The 20,518-nt window shown below is 61.5% G+C and carries 8 protein-coding genes; 4 read left to right on the top strand and 4 right to left on the bottom strand.

Annotated features, from left to right (window positions below; all coding sequences use genetic code 11):
* Positions 1-49: 49 nt before the first annotated feature.
* Positions 50-856, top strand: a complete 807-nt coding sequence (locus BLT75_RS00415; RefSeq protein WP_093026745.1) for a methyltransferase, TIGR04325 family — start codon at positions 50-52, stop codon at positions 854-856.
* Positions 857-863: 7 nt separating this feature from the next.
* Here BLT75_RS00415 and BLT75_RS00410 read toward each other — a convergent pair whose 3' ends face one another.
* Entirely contained in the window at positions 864-1,544 is a 681-nt protein-coding gene (locus BLT75_RS00410; RefSeq protein WP_093026744.1) for a 4'-phosphopantetheinyl transferase family protein, read from the bottom strand.
* Between the two features lie 62 nt (positions 1,545-1,606).
* On the opposite strand from BLT75_RS00410, the gene BLT75_RS00405 reads away from it, so the two are divergent.
* Positions 1,607-3,385, top strand: coding sequence for a CocE/NonD family hydrolase (locus BLT75_RS00405; RefSeq protein WP_093026743.1), 1,779 nt, complete (start codon positions 1,607-1,609; stop codon positions 3,383-3,385).
* Here the strand turns inward: BLT75_RS00405 and BLT75_RS00400 are convergent.
* From BLT75_RS00400 to BLT75_RS00390, 3 genes are read right to left on the bottom strand one after another with little or no spacing between them, the layout of a single operon-like run.
* On the bottom strand, positions 3,367-4,476 hold the full coding sequence (locus tag BLT75_RS00400) for a glycosyltransferase (RefSeq protein WP_093026742.1): 1,110 nt from the start codon (positions 4,474-4,476) through the stop codon (positions 3,367-3,369). The genes BLT75_RS00405 and BLT75_RS00400 overlap by 19 nt on opposite strands.
* 13 nt (positions 4,477-4,489) lie before the next feature.
* A complete protein-coding gene (locus BLT75_RS00395) occupies positions 4,490-6,706 on the bottom strand; it encodes a GumC family protein (RefSeq protein ID WP_093026741.1) in 2,217 nt (738 codons plus the stop codon).
* Positions 6,703-7,932, bottom strand: a complete 1,230-nt coding sequence (locus BLT75_RS00390; protein WP_176827788.1) for a polysaccharide biosynthesis/export family protein — start codon at positions 7,930-7,932, stop codon at positions 6,703-6,705. The genes BLT75_RS00395 and BLT75_RS00390 overlap by 4 nt, the downstream gene beginning before the upstream one ends.
* 409 nt (positions 7,933-8,341) lie before the next feature.
* Between BLT75_RS00390 and BLT75_RS00385 the strand changes: the two genes are divergently transcribed.
* Positions 8,342-9,811, top strand: a complete 1,470-nt coding sequence (locus BLT75_RS00385) for an oligosaccharide flippase family protein (RefSeq protein WP_093026739.1) — start codon at positions 8,342-8,344, stop codon at positions 9,809-9,811.
* 741 nt (positions 9,812-10,552) lie between these two features.
* Positions 10,553-20,500: a hybrid non-ribosomal peptide synthetase/type I polyketide synthase gene (locus BLT75_RS00380; RefSeq protein ID WP_093026738.1), complete on the top strand. Its 9,948-nt coding sequence runs from the start codon at positions 10,553-10,555 to the stop codon at positions 20,498-20,500.
* The last annotated feature ends 18 nt before the right edge of the window (positions 20,501-20,518 follow it).

Raw genomic sequence — 20,518 nt, 5'->3', positions numbered from 1 at the left:
CAACCGACCGTCAATCATCCAGACGCAAGCAAGATGCACCGGAGAAGCCATGTCCATTCGATCAATCGCAAAGGCCCTGCTCGGAACACTCAAACGCCGCATCGGTTGGCCGGTTTCTGCGCTCTGGGCAAGGATTATGGCGCTCGGGATTCGCCCGCCGGCCTTCATCGGCGCCTATCCCGACCGGAATACGGCGGTTGCCCAGGTCAGCAAGGGCACGCCAAGCAGCTACGATAATGATAAGATCGCGCCGCTCAACTTCGAACTGATGAGCGAAACCCACATCTGGGACTATCCGATCATGTTCTGGCTGGAACGCCTTATGCAGCCCGGGCTGAACGTGCTGGATGCCGGCGGGCATTTCGGCACCAAGTTCATCGCCTTCCGCGACCGTATCGACCTCGGTCAGGTTGACTGGAACGTCTACGATGTTCCGGCGACGATCCGCGCCGCGCTCAGATTGCAGCAATCCGGCAAGGTTCCGGATCAGATCAAGTTCTTCGATGACCTTTCGAAAGCACAAGCCCCCGATGTCCTTCTGGCTTCGGGGCTGCTGCAATATCTGGATATCGGGTTTCACGAACTGGTGGATAGCCTGCCCAGTCCACCGAAGCATATTCTGCTCAACAAGGTGGCAACAACCAATGGCCCCACCGTTGTGACCCTGGAAAAGATCGGCTCGGGCCGGATTCCCTATCAGATCAGAAACCGGGCGGAGTTCGAACACGGTATTGCCGCAATGGGCTATCGGATCCGCGACAGCTGGCACATTCCAAGCCTGGCCAGAACTATCGCCACGCATCCATCGCTGGGAGCGAGCACCAGCCGGGGTTATGTCCTCGAACGTGCGGAATGAACGCTGCTTACTCGAAGGAATGTGCGGTACGCCAGTTCAGCCGGATTTCTTCGCCGCCCGTCCGCGCGGCAACTGCACCCGACCAGCCCGGACCAGGATCGAAATGCAGCAGACGCCATTGCTCGGGCTCATCTCCTTCAATCCGGATCAGCCGCGCGGGCGTGCCCGGGGTCAGGGATACGTCGAAACTGTCCAGCGGCCTCGACAATCCTTGGCCGTCCGTCTTGATGATGGCCTCTTTCCGCGTCCAGCAGCGATAGAACCCTTCAAGCCAGCGCCCCCCGTCCAAACAGCCAAGTTCAGCGTATTCGTCAGGAGAAAAATGGTAACGCGCGACGCTGTCTTCGATTGGCCTGTGCTTCTCGATGTCGATGCCCAGAGCAAGATCGCGGCTTATGGCGAGAGCCGCGGTGTCCTCGGAATGGCTGAGATTGAAATGGGGGCCATCGCGAAGAAGGGGCTTGCCATTTTCGCCATAGGTAAACGAGATGTCGCGCGGATCCCGGCCCGTTTCCGCGCCGAGAAGCCGACGCAGCCGCGCCCGTCCCAATATATAGCGGTCTCGGTGGACCTGCCGGACAAATCGCGCGGCGCGCCCGATTTCGTCCTCGGACAAGAGCGCCCGTGCCGCCATCACACGGTCTGCCGGAGCATCAAGCGACCAGAGCCAGACATCCGCCCTATACAAATGCGACCACCCCCGCCATCGTTAATGTGATTTTTGCCACAACAACCGAGGACCCAACAGATATGAAGCGGTTAACGATCATGCTCGGGATTGTTCTGACAGGTCTCATTATTGCCCCGATATGGCCGTTGGACGATTTTGCCGGGTCCATGCGCAACAAGCTGGCCTGGCAGGTTCAGGCCGGCTCCCCCGACCTCGCCGATGTCAGGATTACCATGCAGGACGGCATTGAGCTAGCGACCGATATCTACCTTCCCAAGGGCAATGCCCCGGCTCCGACGGTGCTGATGCGCCTGCCATATGGCAAGCGCAGCTATGGAGAGGTTCGCTTTTGGGTCAAGGAGCTCGTGTCGCGCGGCTTTGCTGTCGTAGCCCAGGACATGCGCGGCCGTCACGGGTCCGATGGCGTGTTTACGCCCTACCCCAACGCCGGAACGGACGGCGTCGAAACCCTCGACTGGATCGTCGCTCAACCCTGGTCAAACGGCAAGGTCGGTACCTTGGGCTGCTCCGCGCTGGGCGAGACACAGTTGATGCTGGCGGCCCAGGCCCATCCGGCACATCGCGCCATGGTGCCCATCGCCGCTGGAGGCGCGATCGGCACCGCAGGCGGGCGCAATGCCTATTTCAGCGTCTTCGAAGGCGGAATCCTCAATCTGTCGACTGCCGCCGGCTGGTTCGGCACCGAAGGCGGAAAGACGCCCGCGACCTCGGGACACCGGCCGCTTGTTCCCGAAGCTCTCACCAGCCTGCCGGTCATCGACGTGGTGCGCCACATGCGCCCTGACCCCACGGATTTCGAGGATTTCCTGAAGAATTTCGAGGACGCCGATTATTGGAAGAGCCTAGGCTATGTGACCGGGCAAGAAACCTTCAAGACGCCGGCCCTTTTCATCGACACTTGGCACGACCCCGGGGTCAGTTCCACCCTGGTGCTGGCCGATACACTGCGCCGCGCCGAGGCGCCAGTCAGCACGATTATCGCTGCGGGCACCCATTGCGGCTACCTGGGCAGCGATCAGGCCACAATGGTCGGCGACCTCGCTGTCTCACCTCAAGAAACCTTCGGCTTTGTCGAAAGCATCGTCCGGTTTCTTTGGCATCACCTGGCGGACGGCCCTGCTCCCGACCTGCCGTATCTCAGTTTCTATTCCCTGGCCGAGGACAAATGGCACCGGTCCGAAACCTGGCCCCCCGCAGACACGGCCGAGACACGATTTTTCCTGAGCGGTTCAGGCAGTCTGGAACAGGGCCGCGCATTGATAGATGCCGCCGCGCGCCGGTTTCTGTCGGACCCGTCGAACCCTGTCCCTTCGATCGGCGGGGCGATCTGCTGTACCGGCGATCCCGATGAACGTAGCGGCCCGGTCCATCAGAACGCCATCGAAGACCGGGCCGACGTGCTGCTCTATTCCTCGCCCCCTCTGGACGCGCCCTTGCGCATCGCCGGTGCTGTGCGGGCAAAACTGCGCGTTTCAGCAAGCACGCCCGACACGGATCTGGTCCTGCGCCTCATAGATGTCGATCCCGCGGGGAATGCGCTCTTGGTTCAGGAAGGGGCCCTCCGGCTTCGCTACAGGAACGGATTTGCTCAGCCCAGCCTGCTGCAACCGGGCGAGATCTACGACATCGACGTCTCTCTGCGCGACATCGCCTATCGCTTCGATGCAGGGCACCGTATCCGACTGCATGTTGCCGGCACCAGCTTTCCCCGGCTCGAGCGCAACCTCAACACGGGCGGCCCGAACCATTCCGAAACCCGGATGCGCACCGCAGAGATCACACTGCACTCGTCCCCTGACGCGCCATCGGCGCTGGTGCTTCACGCCTTTCCGGACTGACTGGCAATGACACGCTCGACAACGGCGGAAAACTCGCGCCGGAAGCGCTCGGCACCGAATCCGGCCGCATGGGCGCTGATGTATTCGGGATCGAATTGCGATTGCCGGGTTTCAAAGGACAACACCGCCTCGCGGATCGCCTCCGGGCTCTGGTCGTCGAAGAAGAGACCGGTCTTGCCGTCGATCACGCTGTCCAGCGCGCCACCGCGGCCATAGGCCAGCACCGGCGTGCCACAGGCCATCGCCTCGACCGGGACGATGCCGAAGTCCTCCTCGGCGGGAAAGATCAGTGCCCGGGCATTCTGATAGAGGCCGGGCAGGTCGGCAGCCGGCACCTTGCCCAGCAGCGTCACGTTCCGGGGCAGATTGCGCTCCAGTTCGGCACGCTGGCTGCCATCGCCGACAACCAGCAGCGGATGGTCCAGCCCGCGGAAGGCCTCGATCACGAGGTCCGCACGTTTGTAGGGCACAAGCTGCGAAACGAAGAGATAGGCAGCGCGTGTGCTCGGTGCGTTCGGCAATCGATAGGCATCAAGATCGACCGGCGGATGCACCACATCCGCGTCGCGGCGATAGAAGCGCCGGATTCGCTCGGCGACGAAGTTCGAATTCGCCACGAAATGATCGACCCGCGCGGCGGTGGTCACGTCCCATATCCGCAACCGGTGCGCAAGGCGCGAGAAATACATGCGCCCCACGCGCCCCAACAGGGCGCTGTAGGACACGTAGTGATCCCAGATATACCGCATGGGCGTATGGACGTAGCAGATATGCGGTGTGCCGGGCGGCACGATCACGCCCTTGGCGGGTCCGCTTTCGGATGAGATGACAAGATCATAGCCCGACAGGTCCAGTTCCTCCAGCGCCCGCGGCATCAGCCCCAGATATTTCTGATAATGCCTCTTCGCGCCCGGCAAGCGCGCGATGAAACTTTCCGTGATCGGCCTGTTGGCCAGCAGCGGTGAAAGCCTGTCGGGGTCGGCTACATGGGTAAAGAGATCGGCATCCGGATAGAGCCGGACGAGTTCTTCCAGCACGCGTTCGCCGCCGCGCATACCGACGAGCCAGTAATGGACCAGAGCGACCTTCAAGCCGATTTTACCTTCAGTACTCGTAGCTGTACATTTCAAGCTCGTTGCGCGCGGCATGGGACCGGCGCACCATCGTAAGGACCGTTCCGACCACTGGCGCCTTGCTGGATTTTTGCAGATGCTTGAGCGAGACGCTGACCACATCGGAAGGTGTCTTGTCACACTGAACCGCAAGCAGGGTCGCGTCAGCCAGGTTCCCAAGCAGGATGGTGTCCGACAGATGCAGCACGGGCGGCGCATTCATGATGATCACATCATATTTCGCCGACATCCGCGTCAGCAGACCCGAAAAGTCGTTTGAGGCCAGAAGGTCAGCCGCATTGTTGGCCGACTTCGCAGGCGAGATCACGTCGGCCCCCAAAAGTTCCGAGGTCTGGACGATCTCGGTGAACTTCACCTTCCTTTCAAGATAATCGATCAAACAGCCCCCCTCCAGCGGCAAACCCAGCGCGATCCGGATATCCGGGCGTCGCAAGTCCCCGTCAAGCAGGAGGACCTTCTTCTTGGGCTGAGCCAGCACTTTCGCAAGGGCGCAGCTGAGCGAGGTCTTGCCCTCGTCCGGGACCGAAGAGGTGATCATGATCACCTTTGGCTCGCTGTTCAGCGACGCGTTGTAAAGATGAGTCCGGATCGACCTGATGCGTTCCAGAAAGGGTGAACCCCTCTCTGTGGCGAGTTCTCGCTTCAGCCAGCGCTTCCTGTCGAAGATGCCTCCGACGTAAGGCAACGAGGCGAGTGTGGGAAGCTGGGTTAGTGCCCGCAGTTCGGTCGCGGTGGTAACCGGCGCCCTGACGAGGTTGCGAATGAAGACAACCGCGACCGCGATGGCTCCGCCCAATACGACCGAGGCGATCATCATCATCGTCTTCCTCGGGCCCGACGGCACGGACGGAACAGTCGCCGCTCCGATGACACGGGCTTCGGGCGTCTGGTAATCGGCCTGTGCACTGGTTTCCTTGTAGCGCGCCAGGAAGTTCTCATAAACCAGGCGCGTCGCTTGGGCCGTACGCTCCAGTTGCCCCAGGCGAACGGAATCCTTGGCAAGGCTGTCGGCGCGTTCCGAGACAGCTTCGATCTGAAGCCGCAATGCGTCTTCCCTGTTTTGCGTCACGCTCACATCGCTGCGCATTTCTTCGATGCGCCGGCGCAGTTCGGTTTCGATACTGCGATCGATATCCGCGATCTGCGCGGTTATGCGGATCATGTCAGGGTGCCTGCGTCCCAGGGTACTGGCCATCTGCGCCTTCGAGGCCGCCAATTCCGCGCGCTGACGTTGCAGTGTTTCCAGCAACGGAGAGGTCAGGACAAAGGCGACCGATTCCAGGCCACCGCTATTCTCCAGCGCCTCGACCTGGCTCAGGCGCACTTCCGCATCGGCGCGCTCGGTCGAGCTGCCCACCAGTTTGGTGTTCAGTTCGGCCAGAAGCTGGTTGATGCTCTCCTCGTTTCCGCCGGCGGTGTCGATCATCTCGGCCTTGAAACGTACCACGGCGGCGTCTGCATCCTCGACTTGCGCACTCAACTCGGTCAGGCGTTCACCCAGCCAGGAATTGGCCCGCAACGTCGCCTGCATCTTGGCATCAAGCTGGCTGTCGATATATTTGGCGGCGATGGCATTGGCGATGTCCGCCGCCAGCTTCGGATTGCCATTCTCGACACTGATCCCGATGGCATAGGACACGCCGATCTGCGAAACCGACATCTTGCGCCGCAATGCGTCGATCACCCAGGAACGCAGGGTTTCTTCCGGCAATCGCGCGGCTACCTCATGCGGCTTTTCACCTCTTCGCAAGACCCGTTTCACGAAACCCATGGGGCTTTCGCCCCGCGGTACGCGCGGGTCGAATTCGGGCGCATCGACAAGCCTCATTTCATCGACCACCTGCCCCACAAGGATGTTTGACCGGATGGTGACGATCTCGCCCGCGACGACCGAGTTGGTCACATTGAGGTTCGACATGACCTCCTGCACCGGCGTCACCCTCTCTTCCCGGGTGTCGAGGATGACCTGTGCATAGGCTGTATATATAGGCGGAAGCGTCTGAAGATAAACGAACATCCCGATGACGCAGGCAAGGGTGATCGCCACGATCAGTTTGAGGTTCACCCGCAGGACCGAAAAGAGGCCCCAAAGGTCGATCGTGTGTAACGGCTGGTAGCCGTGATCGAAGGCGGGTTGTTCGCCGTAATCATAGCCCGAGACACGCTTGGACTGCTGGTGCGAGTTCATTGCCCGGCCTCCAGCGTTTCCGGAGAGCGCACGACGACGACCAGCAGGTCGCCGGGCAAAAGCTCGTCATAGGGTTTGACCACCACGTCCTTGATCCGCCCGTCCTCGCGGCGCCGGACCTGGTATTCCAGCAACATTTCGGTATCCAGGCCGCGCGCCGCATTCATCCATTGCTCCAGAAGGTGCATCCGATCTTCCAGAGACACGCGGGCCGATCTCAGCTTGTTGATTTCGCTCCAATAAACCTGCGAGTCGTTCAGCAGATTCTTTTCACGGTCGGAATCGAACTGCGAAAGCTGGCTGGCCAGATCCGCAAGCTGGACCCGCGCCGCGGACCGTTGCTCCTTGAGTTGCAGCAACTGGCTTTCGACCTGCTTGGCCCTTAGCTCGTTCTCATTGATGCTGGATTTCGGCACCAAACCGCGCTCAGCCATTTCCTTGACACGATCAAGTTCCCTGAGGGTTACCTCCTGAACCTGTTTTTGCACCGCTTCGCGCTCTTCCAGCAGCTTGATGCGTGTCCTGGCCTCATCGGCCGCATCCGTCAGGAGCTTGCGTCGCGTGGTCACGTCCTGCGATGCAAGAGTGATCACCTGGTCTTCCTTGGCCTTGTGTTCGTCAAAAAGCTCCCGGTTGATGTCTGCCCTGAGGTCGGGGGGCACATCGTTCCATTCCGCAGCGTCCTTGCCGGCCATCTGGGCCTGCACCCGGGCATATTGCGCCGCGGCCAGTGCCAGGTCGAACTCCAGCCCGTTCAGACGCCCTTCCAGATCACGCCGCTCCAATATTCGTGCCTCTTCATTATTGGCGGAAATCGCTGGCCCACCGGCAAGGCCCACCGCTTGCTCGGTCGTCATGAAGGGCTGGTAATCGAAGTTTCCGGGCCTGCGAACATCTCCCAGAACGGAAATCGGACGAAAACTCGCGATCGAAAGCTCGATGGACGGATTCACGAATATCTCGCGCTCGACATAACTTCGCTCGATCAGAACACGCGCTTCGCCGACAGGGATGGCGGCAACTTCAAATGTACCGATGAACGGAAGCTGCACCGCCCCATCCCGCCCGACCGTGAACCGCTGGGGCGGGTCATTGTCGTCAAGGATATCCATCTCCAACTCGTCACCGACATTGATCAGGTAACTATCGGGCGTCGCAGCAAGCGCAATCGACACCGCTCCAAGCACGCCGCAGAAGGCGACCGAAACCGCCCGAACACCGGCCATGAACCGATGGAACCTTGGCTGCTTAATGCCTGACATATCTATACGTTTCGAATCACATGGTTTCTTTCAAGTGTCTCAAGGATAGCACCTCCAAGGCATTACGCTACAACTAGGCGAAAATTGCTCCCCGGGTGCGTGCCTTCCTGGCCCGCCCATTGTTTTCGCAGCCGGTCAATTTGATCTTGCCAATATCCGTTTTGCAGGCCGCCACCGCAATCAACAAGGCAGGCGTCCTGCCGGATCGCGCCACACCAAGTTTCGCTTGAATACTGGATTGCACCGACCATACTCGGAGCCAAACTGTTATCGACACCTCATCCGAATTTCAGGCACCTTGATTGAATGAGCGGGTTCTTGCGGGCATCCTTCGCGCCTCGTTTTTCCCGCCGGCGAAAATGCAAAGACCGGTATGACCAAATCTCACGAACCGCAGAAAAAACCGGAAACGGCTTTGAGCGGCGGCAGTTGGACCGTCGTTTCCCGCGTCTTTGTACAACTCGCCCAGTTCACGATCCTGATCTTCGCCGCTCGTATGATGTCGCCGGAGGAATTTGGCCTCTTCGCCTTTGTCGCGGCCTTCATCGTCATATTGAACCAGTTGGCGACCGCAGGGTGGCCGGAATACATCATGCAATGCGAAGACGATGTCTATCGCTTGCGCGGCACACTGCTGGTCGCCATGCTCAGCGGCGGGGCGGTGGTGATCCTGGGCGTGGTGATTTCTCTTTTCGCCCATGTGGCGACCGACGCGCCCGATGCCACCAGGGTCGGCCTGGTGCTTGCCTTCAGCGTCTTCTTTTCCTCGACTGGGGCCGCTTACGGAGGTGTTCTCAACCACCAGAACAAACTGACCGCCTCGGCCTTGAGCGTCATGATCGGAGAGGCGGTCAATCTCGTGGTCGCAATCTGGGCGCTTTACGCAGGTCATGGCGTCCTGGCTCTCGCCTATGGACGTTTGGCCAATTCGTTTACATGGTGCCTGTCCGCGGCCGTGGCCTCGCGCCTCAGTCCGGTCCGGCAGATACCGCTGTCCCTTGTGGGCGAGATGGCCCAATTTTCAAAACACATCATCGCGACACGCATCCTGGTCAACCTGCGTATCTATGCCGCGACATTCGTCATTGCCGGGTTCATGGGGGCCGCGGCTGTCGGGTATTTCCGGGCGGGCCAACGCATTGTCTCGGCCTTCGAGGAGATCGTCGGCGAACCGACCCGCGTACTGGCTTGGAACCTGTTTCGCAAGGTCCGCAACCGTGAGACACAAGGCGACGGGTTCGATGGGTTTTCGCAGGTCTTCTTCCGCATTCAACTCTACGCCGCAACCCCGATCTTTGTCGGTGTGGCCGTGCTTGCACCAATCCTGGTTGACGCACTGCTGGGCGCCGATTGGGCCCCGGCCGCGCCCGTCGTGCAAATTCTTGCCCTCGCGAGCCTGATCCGGATACCGGGTCACGCCACTGTTCCGATCATGTCATTGAGCGGCAAGACGGAACTGCTGCCGCGCCTGATCTTGATCTACTCGGTCATTTCCATAAGTTGCGTCACGATCGGCGCTAGGTTCGGGCTTGTGACAACCGCCCTGGCCGAGGTCGTCGCCGCGATCATGGTCTTCATTATCAGCGCCGTGGTGATGCGCCGGCAGCTCAACATCAACTGGGCCCGGATCCTTTTCCAAAGCTGGCGGATCTTCCCCGCACTTCTCGCGGCTCTGGCATTGCCGCTGCTGGTGCAACATACCGGAGTGATGCAGCATATGTCCCCCCTGGCACGCTTCCTTCTGCTCTGCCTGTGTATCCTGCTCGTCTACATTCCGGTCCTTCTTATCCTGGACAGGAACCTGAACGGCTCAATCCGTGGTGCCCTTGCACGGCGGCGATAGGCACCATCCCACGAAAACCCTGCAACCAGGGCCCGCCGCGTTCGGGCGACGAGTTCGCCACCACTGGGCCATGATGGCAAGTCCGCATCAAGCAGCCGTTCGGTAAGCCGTTTTTCGCCAACCCACACTCAAATCTACCGAATTTGTAAAGATGCAAGGAAAGCACGATATAACGCGGCATGGACAGCGAGATCGAAGCCTCACGTAACGCGTCGCCTGCACAGGGCCATAAATGGCAGTCACAGCGCATGTGCCTACCGGCCAGCGGGCGGGCATTGCGCTGGGTGGTCATCGGGTTTTGCACAACCGCCTGGGGCGCTATTCTCTGGATGATTCTTTCCTAGGCCGAAAAATCCCGGAAACTGTGTGATCAGACCATCGGCACGGCAGGAATTTGAGGCAACACAATTTCACGCAGGTTGAATCTTCGGATTATTACTCTCCCCAACATTTTGTGGTATCGAGATCCGCAAATACCGTCTGCGCGAAACATCAAGCCAATTCCCGTAAAAAAACCTTCGCAAACCGGGTGGGGTTCGGGACCCCGTCCAGCTTGAAAAACCAAAATCCAGTTTACAATTTCCCAATCCTTCTCTTACGCTCGACCTATCAAGGTACGATTTCGCTGTTTGTTCAAAGTCTTGGGGGAGCGGGCCAAGCCGATACGGCAAGGTTCTTTTGCAGCCATTACACTCACGCGCGAAGGATTTCGCACCCCCAAGTTTTTATTGGGGACGCCGAATGATAGACACGATTGAACGCGATGACTTTTCAAATCTGAAATACGATCCCAATTCGGATCTGTATTCCCATTTTCTTCGCGCATGCGCACTGTTTCCGGACAATCTCGCCCTCACCGGCGATGGAAGGCGGTACAGCTATGCCGAAATGGCCGATGCCGCGGACCGCATTGCCTGGCATCTGATCGCCAACGGGGTAAAACCAGGGGACAATGTCGCCCTGATCACCGACAGAACACCTGAATCCGTGCTCGCCATGGCGGGGATCATGCGGGCCGGGGGAGCCTATGTTCCGCTCGACCCTGCCTATGATTCCAAGCAGCTCGCATATGTCATCGATGACTCCCGCCCCTCGGCCATCCTCTGGGACGATCCCTATCTGGACCTGGCCGAAAGCCTGACCATTCAGGGCACGGCGCGCCTTGCCATCAAGGACGTCCTGCGCAAAGCACCATCGGCCACGCCTGATTTCCCGCAGCGCGGCGGCGAAGATGCCTGCTATATCATGTACACCTCGGGCTCGACCGGCAAACCCAAAGGCGTAGTCTTGCCGCACCGGGCGATTGCGCGGTTGGGCTACGATCAGCCGTTCGACCCGTTTTTTCCTACCGACGTTTGCCTCGCCAATTCGACGATCGCGTGTGACGGATCGACCTGGGAAATCTGGGCTCCGCTGCTGATCGGCGCCGCAGTCGTCGTGGTGAGCCAGCCGAAACCCGCGCTCGATGTTCTGGCCCGGACCATTCAACAGGAAAAGGTCACCGTCGCCTTTTTCTATACCGGTCTCGCCCACCTGATGATCGAGCATCACCTCGACACTCTTGTGGGCCTGCGGCAGTTCCGCGCCGGCGGCGACGTGATGTCGGTGCCGCTGACCCGCCGATTGATGCAGGCAAATCCCCGGATCGCGATCCTAAACGGCTATGGGCCGACCGAAAACTCCGTCTTCACAACCATGCATCTGGTGACCGCCGCCGATCTCGATGCCGGCTCGATCCCGATCGGGGTTCCGACCGGGCATTGCGAATGTTTCGTGATCGATGAAAACCATGCGGTTCTGGGCGAAGGAGAGCTTGGGCAACTCGTCGCCGCTGGTCCCAGCGTGGCGCTTGGCTATCTCAACCAGCCTGACCGCACGGCAGAGTCCTTCATCGAAGATCCCCGCCCCGGGAAAACCGGCCGGGTCTATCTGACGGGGGATCTTGTGCGGCGCCGCAAAGACGGGGTCTATGAGTTCCACGGACGGGTCGACCGGCAGGTCAAGCTCGGCGGTCGCCGCATCGAACTGGATGAAATTGAACACAACCTCCGTGCCCTTCCCATGCTGGTCGATGCCGCCGTCGTGTTGGTCACGGCCAGGACGGGCGAGAAGCGCATCGCCTCATTCCTGAAACCCGAAGGCCCGATGCCCGAGGATCATACCGTCTATATCCGCGAGGTCATGCGCGAATTGGGCAAGGTCCTGCCCGACGGCATGTTGCCCCGGGTGAACCGTGTGGTCGCCGATTTCCCACTGACCGTGAACAGCAAGGTCGACCGCAAGGCGCTGCTTCGCCTGCTCGAGACCGAAGACGCGCCGGCGCAGAGCCCCGCGCGCCCCACCTTCCACAGCCAACGGGTGAAAATGACCGCCAGACAGGCCGAAGCGATTGTCGCCCGGCTTTGGGACGAGGCCTTGGGCTGTGGCCCGGTCCCCGACGACATGACCTTCTTCGAAGCCGGGGGCACGTCACTGCAACTGGTCGATGTACACGCGGCGCTCATGAAAAAGCTGGGCACCAGCTTCGACATCACCATCATGTTCGAGGTGCCCCGGCTGGGGGCGCTTTCAGCGAAGCTGGCCCAGATCGTCAACGAAAGCGCTCCGGCCGACCCCCTGCTCCTGACCGCCGCAACTCCCCGCCCCGCACCCGGCGACCGAAAGGAAACGCCGGCGGATCTTCCGGAGAATGCCATTGCCATCGTCGGCATGGCGGCGCGACTGCCCGGCGTCAACTCGATTCCCGAATTCTGGGAGCACCTGCGCAAGGGCACGAACCTGATCCGTCCCTTTGCCCCGGAGGAGCTTGAGGACAGCTTTACCGCAACCCAGCGGTCCGGCGGCAACTACGTCCCGGTCCGGCCCGGCCTGCCCGATGCCGGACTTTTCGACGCCAAGTTCTTCTCGATGTACCCGCGCGAAGCTGCCGTCACCGATCCGCAGGCCCGCGTCTTTCTCGAAATCTGCTATGAGGCGTTGGAAGACAGCGGGCGCGATCCGCTGCACATGAAGGTGCCGGTCGGAGTCTTTGCAGGCTGTTCGATGAGCACCTACCTGATCCACAATCTTTTGGGTGACCGCAGCCAGGCCGAGGAGTTCACCTCGAATTACCAGACCGGTAAATTTGCCGAAATGACAGGCAATCTCAACGATTGCCTGTCAACGCGGGTTTCCTACAAACTGAACCTTCGCGGTCCGGCGATGACCGTGCAGACGGCCTGTTCCACCTCTCTGACGGCGATTGCGCAGGCGATGCTGAACCTCCGCTCGGGACAGTGCGACACCGCGCTGGCCGGCGGTGTCTCCATCACCTTCCCGCAACGCCGCGGATACCTGACGCAAGAGGGCGGTCTTGCATCGGACGATGGCACCTGCCGCCCGTTCGACGCCGAAGCCTCCGGCACTGTCTTCTCGAGCGGCGCCGGCGTGGTTGTCCTGCGCCGCCTGAAAGACGCGGTCGCGGATGGCGATCACATCTATGCCGTCATCCGTGGTGCCGGGATCAACAATGATGGCGCGGACAAGATCTCTTATACCGCGCCTTCGGTTTCCGGTCAGGCCGCCGCCATCGCACTGGCTCACAAGGATGCCGATATCGCGGCCGGAACTGTTTCCTATGTCGAATGCCACGGCACCGCGACCCCGTTGGGCGACCCGATCGAAATCAGCGGGCTGCGCCAGGCTTTCGGAAATGGCCTGCCCGAGGCGAGCTGCACCCTCGGTTCGGTGAAAGGCAACATCGGCCATATGGATGCCGCCGCAGGAGTTGTCAGCGTCATCAAGACCGCGTTGATGCTGACCCATCGCGAGCTGCCGCCGGTAGCGAATTTCAAGACGATGAACAAGAACATAAACCTCGCCGATACGCCCTTCCGGATTCCCACCGGTCTGGCGCCATGGGACGCTCCGCACCCGTTGCGCGCCGGGGTCAGTTCATTCGGGGTCGGCGGGACAAATGCCCATCTGATCATGGAAGAAGCACCGAGGCTGCCCGCCGTGGAAGAGCCAGAGACTGTCCAGGCCATCGTGCTCTCGGCCAAGACGCCCGAGGCCCTGTCCGAAATGCAAGGCAGATTGGCGGATACGCTCGAAGCAGAAAACCCGCCGTCCCTCGCCGACGCCGCCTTTACCCTTCAGGAGGGCCGCGCCACGTTCGAATATCGAACTTCCGTTGCGGGCAAGGATCACGCATCCATCGCCTCGGCCCTGCGCGGCGCAGCCGTACCGCGCAAGCCGGCTTTGGCAGGCAACCCACCGGTTTCGTTCATGTTTCCTGGTCAGGGTTCGCAATACCCCGGCATGGGAAGCGGACTTTACAGCAGCGAGCCGGAATTCGCCCGATGGATCGACGCAGGCGCCGAGATCCTGCGTCCGATCCTGGGGCTCGATGTCAAGACCATGCTCTGTTTCGGCGATCCCAGCGATGAAAGCGCCGCTCGCGCCCTGCGAGAGACCCGGCTGACCCAGCCCGCCCTGTTCCTGACCCAGTTCGCCTGCGCCAAACTCTGGATGGCGCGCGGCGTACATCCGAAGGCGATGATCGGCCATTCCGTGGGCGAGTTCACCGCAGCCGCGCTTGCCGGCGTGATGGATTTCGAAACCGGTCTCGGCATCATCGCGCAGCGCGGAGAACTGATGCAGTCGCAGCCGGGTGGGGCGATGCTGTCGGTTCGTGCTCCCTTGGATGCCCTGACGCCCCATCTGGACGGCAGCGTCGATATCGCGGCCCGAAACGCGCCGCAACTGAATGTGCTGGCCGGCGGTTTCGACGCGATCGACCGGATGGAAGGACGGCTCAAGGCAGCAGGCATTGCCTGCTCGCGCCTGCACACCTCGCATGCGTTCCATTCGAACATGATGGACCCTGTCTGTTCCGCCCTGGCAACAGCCCTGTCCGGGGTCCGCCTCAACCCGGCCGGCATTCCTTATGTCAGTTGCGTGACGGGGAAATGGATCACGGATGCCGAATGCACCGATCCATCCTATTGGGCGCATCAAGCCCGCGCGACGGTCAATTTTCAGGATGCCGTCAGCACCCTGACCGCGGAGACCCCAGCCATTCTTCTGGAAGTCGGGGCAGGAAACACCCTGTCGGCCTTTGCAAGGCAAACCCTGCCGCGCGACGCGGAGGTGGCGATCGTCCAGTCCCTTCCGGACCACACCCGCACCGAAAGCGACGACATTTCAATGGCAAAGGGCTTCGGTCAGATCTGGTGCGCCGGCGGCCAGGTAGACTGGCGCAAACTTGGTCCGCGCGGAACCCGGCGGGTGCCGCTGCCCACATATGCATTCCAACGCAAACTGCATTGGATCGAGCCGCCCCGCCCCGGCGCCGAAGCCGTGACAGAACAATCCGTTCCGGACGCCGCTCTCCCGGCCTCCGCCATTGCAACGACCCAATCCATTTCCTCCGAGGTGCCTCCGATGGCCACTGCTGCCCCTGCCCCTGCCCCGACTGCCGACCGCAAACCGCGGCTCGCGGCCGAACTTCTCGCCATGCTGAGCGACATATCCGGCGAGGACCTTTCGCCCGAGGATGCCGACGTTTCCTTCCTCGATCTCGGTTTCGACTCGCTGTTTCTTGGACAGGTCAGCCAGAAACTCACAGCGGATTACGGCGTTGACCTGACCTTCCGCCAGTTGCTGGCCAATTACCCGACAACCAACGCCGTGGCCGCCTATCTGGACGAGAACCTTCCGCCCGAGCCTGCCGCCGTCGCGGAAGCAGCCCAGCCGGTGGCCCAGCCCGCACAGCAGGCGCCCCTACCCGAGCAGGCCGGCGTCGCCGTGCCTGCCCCCGCCGCGACGTCGACGCCCCTGCCCGCGGATGGTTCGGTCGCCTCGCTTATGCAGATGCAGCTTGCGACGATGCAGCAGATCATCTCGCAACAGATTTCGGCGCTTTCCGGCGGCGTTCAGGCGACGGTCAGCCCGGCGCAATTCGCCGCCTCGCCGACACCGGCGCAGCCCGCCGCTGCACCTGCCGCGATGCCTGCCGCAATACCGGCCCCGGCCCAGCAGCAGGACCAAGCGCCCGAGGAAAGCGCCCAGGACAAGCCCGCGCCCAAACGCGTCTTCTCGATCGGACGGGCCACCAACGCCGCAGGCGGAGATCTGACGCCGGAACAGCTGGTTTTTGCCCAGGATCTGGCAAGGCGCTACAGCGAACGCAGCCCGAAATCAAAGGCTTATGTACAGAAATACCGCCATGTCCTGGCCGACCCCAGAACCGCTTCCGGCTTCCGTGCGGAATGGAAGGAACTGGTCTTTCCCGTGGTATGCGAACGCTCCAAGGGCGCCCGCCTCTGGGACATAGACGGCAACGAATACATCGATCTGGTCAACGGCTTCGGCCAGACCGCTTTCGGCCATTCGCCGGATTTCCTGATCGAGGCCATCACCCGCCAGATGGAACGCGGTTTTGCCATCGGTCCGCAGAGCGATAATGCAGGCCCGGTCGCCGAACGGTTCGCCAGGTTCGTGGGTCACGAACGCGCGACCTTCTGCAACACCGGTTCCGAGGCAGTCATGGCCGCCATGCGGGTGGCCCGCACCGTAACCGGTCGGGAAAAGATCGTCGTCTTTTCCAACGACTATCACGGCCAGTTCGACGAGGTACTCGTCAAGGGCAAGAAAGGCACGGGAGAGCCCGCCGCCCTCCCGATTGCCCCCGGCATTCCGCGATCAAGCCTGTCGAACATGGTGGTCCTGCCCTACGACAGCCAGGCCAGTCTTGACTGGATCCGCGCGAATATCGCAAGTGTCGCAGGCGTCGTGGTCGAACCGGTCCAAAGCCGCCACCCAGACCTGCGCCCGCGCGACTTCGTTCTGGCTCTCCGCGAAATCACGCGCGACGGGGGCGCGGCCCTGGTCTTTGACGAGGTCGTGACCGGCTTCCGGGTCGGGCCACGCGGCATGCAGGGCGTTTGGGATATCCAGGGCGATATGGCGACTTATGGCAAGGTTGTCGGAGGCGGCATGCCCATCGGCATGCTTGCCGGTTCGGCCCGGTTCATGGATGCCCTCGACGGCGGCATGTGGCAATTCGGCGATGACTCGGTTCCCGAAGCGATGCCGACTTTCTTTGCCGGAACCTTCGTGCGGCACCCGCTGGTTGTCGCCGCAGTCGACGCAACACTCGAATATCTCGAAAACCATGGCGATGCGCTCTGGACCGAAACCGCGAACCGCACTGCCGAGGCCGTCGCCAAGATGAACGCCGTCCTTGCCGCGCGTGGCCTTCCCGCCATGATCGAGACCTATTCGAGCTGGTTCGTCCCGCATGTGACCGACCATGACGCCAATGCCGCGCTGCTTTTCCCACTGATGCGATCTGCAGGCATTCACGTTCAGATCGGCTATCCCTGCATCTTCACAACCGCCCATGCCCCGGCCGATTATCAGAGAGTGGTCGAGGTGTTCGAGCAATCCATCGACGCGCTGCGCAGCGTGGGCATTCTGGCCTCCGGCCAGCCGTCCGAAACGGCAACCGTGGCACGACCAGCCGCAATGGCCCCCGTTCAGCGGGAAACTCCGCCAACAACAGACATCCCGCTGACCGAGGCACAGCGTGAAATCTGGATGACGAGCCAGCAAGGTGCCGCTGCATCGTGCAGCTTCAACGAAAGCGCGTCCTTCGACTTGCGCGGGCCTCTGGATACCAAAGCGCTTCAGACCGCGTTCGATACCCTGATCGCACGCCATGACGGGCTGCGGCAGGTCTTTGCGCGAAATGGCGAAACCTTCGATATCCTCGAACCCTTTACTCTACCGCTCGCACTACACGACCTGAGCGGCGAGGACGATCCCGAAGCGGCGCTGCGGCAGCTTCTGGAGGAGGATTCGGCCACCGAGATCGACATCGTTTCCGGCCCGCCTTTCCGCGCCTTCCTGGTGCGACGTTCTGTCGAAGACCATGTTCTGGTTATCAATGCACATCACATCGTGTGCGACGGCTGGTCTTACAACGTGCTGTCCAGGGAACTTGCCGCCCTCTATCGTCAGGAGGTTGACGGAACCCCGGCCAACCTGCCCCCGGCCCCTTCTTTCGCTGCCTTGGCCAAGCGCAAATCCGGCGTCGAACCCTCGGTCGAAACCCGCGACTTCTGGCGCGCGCAATATGCGGATGTCCCTGACCTGCCCGAGCTTCCCACCGATCGGCCCCGGCCAGCCCTGAAGACCTATCACGGCGCGACATGCACGGCGCATATTCCGGGCGATGTGATGCGCGCAGCCCGCAAGGCCGGCGCATCGCTGGGCTGCACGCTGTTCACCACGCTGTTTGCCGGGCTGCAAATCGTCATGAGCCGGCTCAGCGGCTCGGACGATATCGTGCTGGGCGTTCCGACGGGCGGCCAGGCCCTGCTTGAAAACAGCGATATGGTCGGGCATTGCGTCAACTTCCTTCCGATCCGGGCAAAACAGACTGAAGGCGGATCGATTGCGGATCACCTCAGCCATGTGAGCGATCAGGTGATGAACGCCTTCGATCATCAGGATTATACCTATGGCACCCTGGTCCGGGATCTGAATGTCGAACGGTCGCTCAACCGCCTTCCGCTGACCGAGATCCAGTTCAACCTGGAACGGCTGAGCGAAAGTGTCGAGATGGGCCCGGTGCGGATGACCGTCGCGCCGAACCCGAAGACGGCGGTGAATTTCGACCTGTTCTTCAACATCGTCGAGCGCCGCGACGGTCTGCGCGTTGATGTGGACTACAACTCAGATGTCTTCGATGCGGAAACCGTTCAGCGCTGGATCGGGCATCTGGAAACCGTCCTGTCCGAAATCGCGGCCGATACAGGCCGGCCCTTGGCGGATCTGTCCGTTCTAACAGCCGATCAGGCCGCGTGGATTGCCGAAGCAACGAACCGAACCACACAGGACCTGCCAACCGTCCAGACCGTGCATCAGCTGATTGGCCAGCGCACCGCCGAACGACCCGACAAGGTGGCGCTGGAATGCGGCGTCCAGCAGATGACCTATCGGCAGCTGGCGGAGCGAAGCGACGCCATGGCGAAGGCCATCCAGGATCTGGACCTTGCCCCGGGCGGACGTATCGCAGTTGCCCTTCCGCGTTCGACAGACTGCGTGGCCGCTTTGCTGGGCGTGATGAAATCCGGAAACGCCTATGTTCCGATAGACCCGTCCCAGCCCATGGCCAGGCTGCGCATGATCCTGGAAAATGCCGACGTGTCAGGCATTGTCCACGATCAGCCTGGCATGCCGGAATTCGCAGCAGGGCTCGATCTTCCCGCGATCCCGCTGCACTCGCTCGATACCGGCGGCGCGCCCGCGCCCGTCAAGGTTGGTGGCGATGCCACGGCCTATGTGATGTTCACCTCAGGCTCGACCGGAACACCAAAAGGGGTCGAGATCAGCCATCGCTCTGTCGTCAACCTTCTGACCTCGATGGCACGAGAACCCGGGTTCGGCCAGAACGATGTTCTCCTGGCGGTCACGACGACGATGTTCGACATCTCGGTGCTCGAGATATTCCTGCCACTGATCCAGGGCGGCCGGACTGTAATTGCGTCGCATGAGGACGTGCTGGATGGCTTCCGGCTGGTCAATCGCCTGAAGATGGGCGACATCACCCATATGCAGGCCACTCCGACCCTCTGGCAGATGATGCTCGAGGCCGGTTTCACCCCCACGCCGGGATTCACCATGCTGGCCGGGGGGGAACCCCTGCCCGCCGATCTTGCCGGCAAGCTGACGGCTGGCGGCGGCGCAGTCTGGAATGTCTATGGCCCGACCGAAACCACGATCTGGTCGGCTATTGCGCGGATCGAACCCGAAGCGCCTGTCACCATAGGACATCCGATCGCAAATACCTCGCTGCATGTTCTCGACCCGCAGAACCGCCTGCTTCCCATTGGCGCCATTGGCGAACTCAACATTGGTGGGGCCGGTCTTGCAAAGGGCTATTTCCGCCGCCCGGACCTGACAGCCGAGGCCTTCCGCCAGGTGACGGTGAACGGCAAGACCGAAACACTCTACAAGACCGGTGACCTGGCCCGACGCTTGCCAGATGGGTCGATCCAGGTGCTCGGCCGCAATGATGGCCAGATCAAGCTCAGAGGGTTCCGTATCGAACTGGGCGAAGTCGAAGCCGCCTTGCGCGCGCATGCCAATGTCAAGCTGGCGGCTGTCGCCCTGAAACCCTCGCCACGGGGCGACCAACAACTGGTCGGCTATGTCGTCGCCGAAGCCGGACGCGACCCCGGACCAGATGCCCTTGCCCAATACCTGTCCGAAAGGCTTCCGGGCTATATGGTACCTTCGGCCTGGGTGTTTCTCAGCACCTTGCCGCAAACGGCAAATGGCAAACTTGACCGGAAGGCCCTGCCCGACCCCGAGGTCTCGGCGACGGTGACGGCGCTCCATACGGACCCGAAAACACCGACCGAAACCAAGATGGCAGAGATCTGGAGAGAAGTGCTTGGACTCGACAAGGTCAGCACCTCTCAGACGTTGTTCTCGCTGGGAGCGGACTCGCTCACCGTGTTCCGCATCGCGGCACGGCTGATCGATGCTGGCCTGAACCTCGAAGCTCGCCACTTGCTGCAATACCCGTCGATTGCGCGGCTGGCGGCATTCGCGGACAGCAACGAAGGAGAAACCGGCGGGCCGAAGAAGCCGTCGCTGAAATCCTATCGCCGGACGGCCCGGCCGGCGGCGAACTGAACCTGCTACGTGCCCGCC

This window comes from Ruegeria marina, assembly GCF_900101475.1.
Taxonomy (GTDB): domain Bacteria; phylum Pseudomonadota; class Alphaproteobacteria; order Rhodobacterales; family Rhodobacteraceae; genus Ruegeria_B; species Ruegeria_B marina.
This window is presented reverse-complemented; position numbering and strand designations above follow the sequence as displayed.

Bases quoted from the DNA above. Each gene is read 5' to 3' on its own strand.
- BLT75_RS00380 (WP_093026738.1), top strand. From the start codon at position 10,553: ATGATAGACACGATTGAACGCGATGACTTTTCAAATCTGAAATACGAT.
- BLT75_RS00385 (WP_093026739.1), top strand. From the start codon at position 8,342: ATGACCAAATCTCACGAACCGCAGAAAAAACCGGAAACGGCTTTGAGC.
- BLT75_RS00415 (WP_093026745.1), top strand. From the start codon at position 50: ATGTCCATTCGATCAATCGCAAAGGCCCTGCTCGGAACACTCAAACGC.
- BLT75_RS00395 (WP_093026741.1), bottom strand. From the start codon at position 6,706: ATGAACTCGCACCAGCAGTCCAAGCGTGTCTCGGGCTATGATTACGGC.
- BLT75_RS00405 (WP_093026743.1), top strand. From the start codon at position 1,607: ATGAAGCGGTTAACGATCATGCTCGGGATTGTTCTGACAGGTCTCATT.
- BLT75_RS00390 (WP_176827788.1), bottom strand. From the start codon at position 7,932: ATGGCCGGTGTTCGGGCGGTTTCGGTCGCCTTCTGCGGCGTGCTTGGA.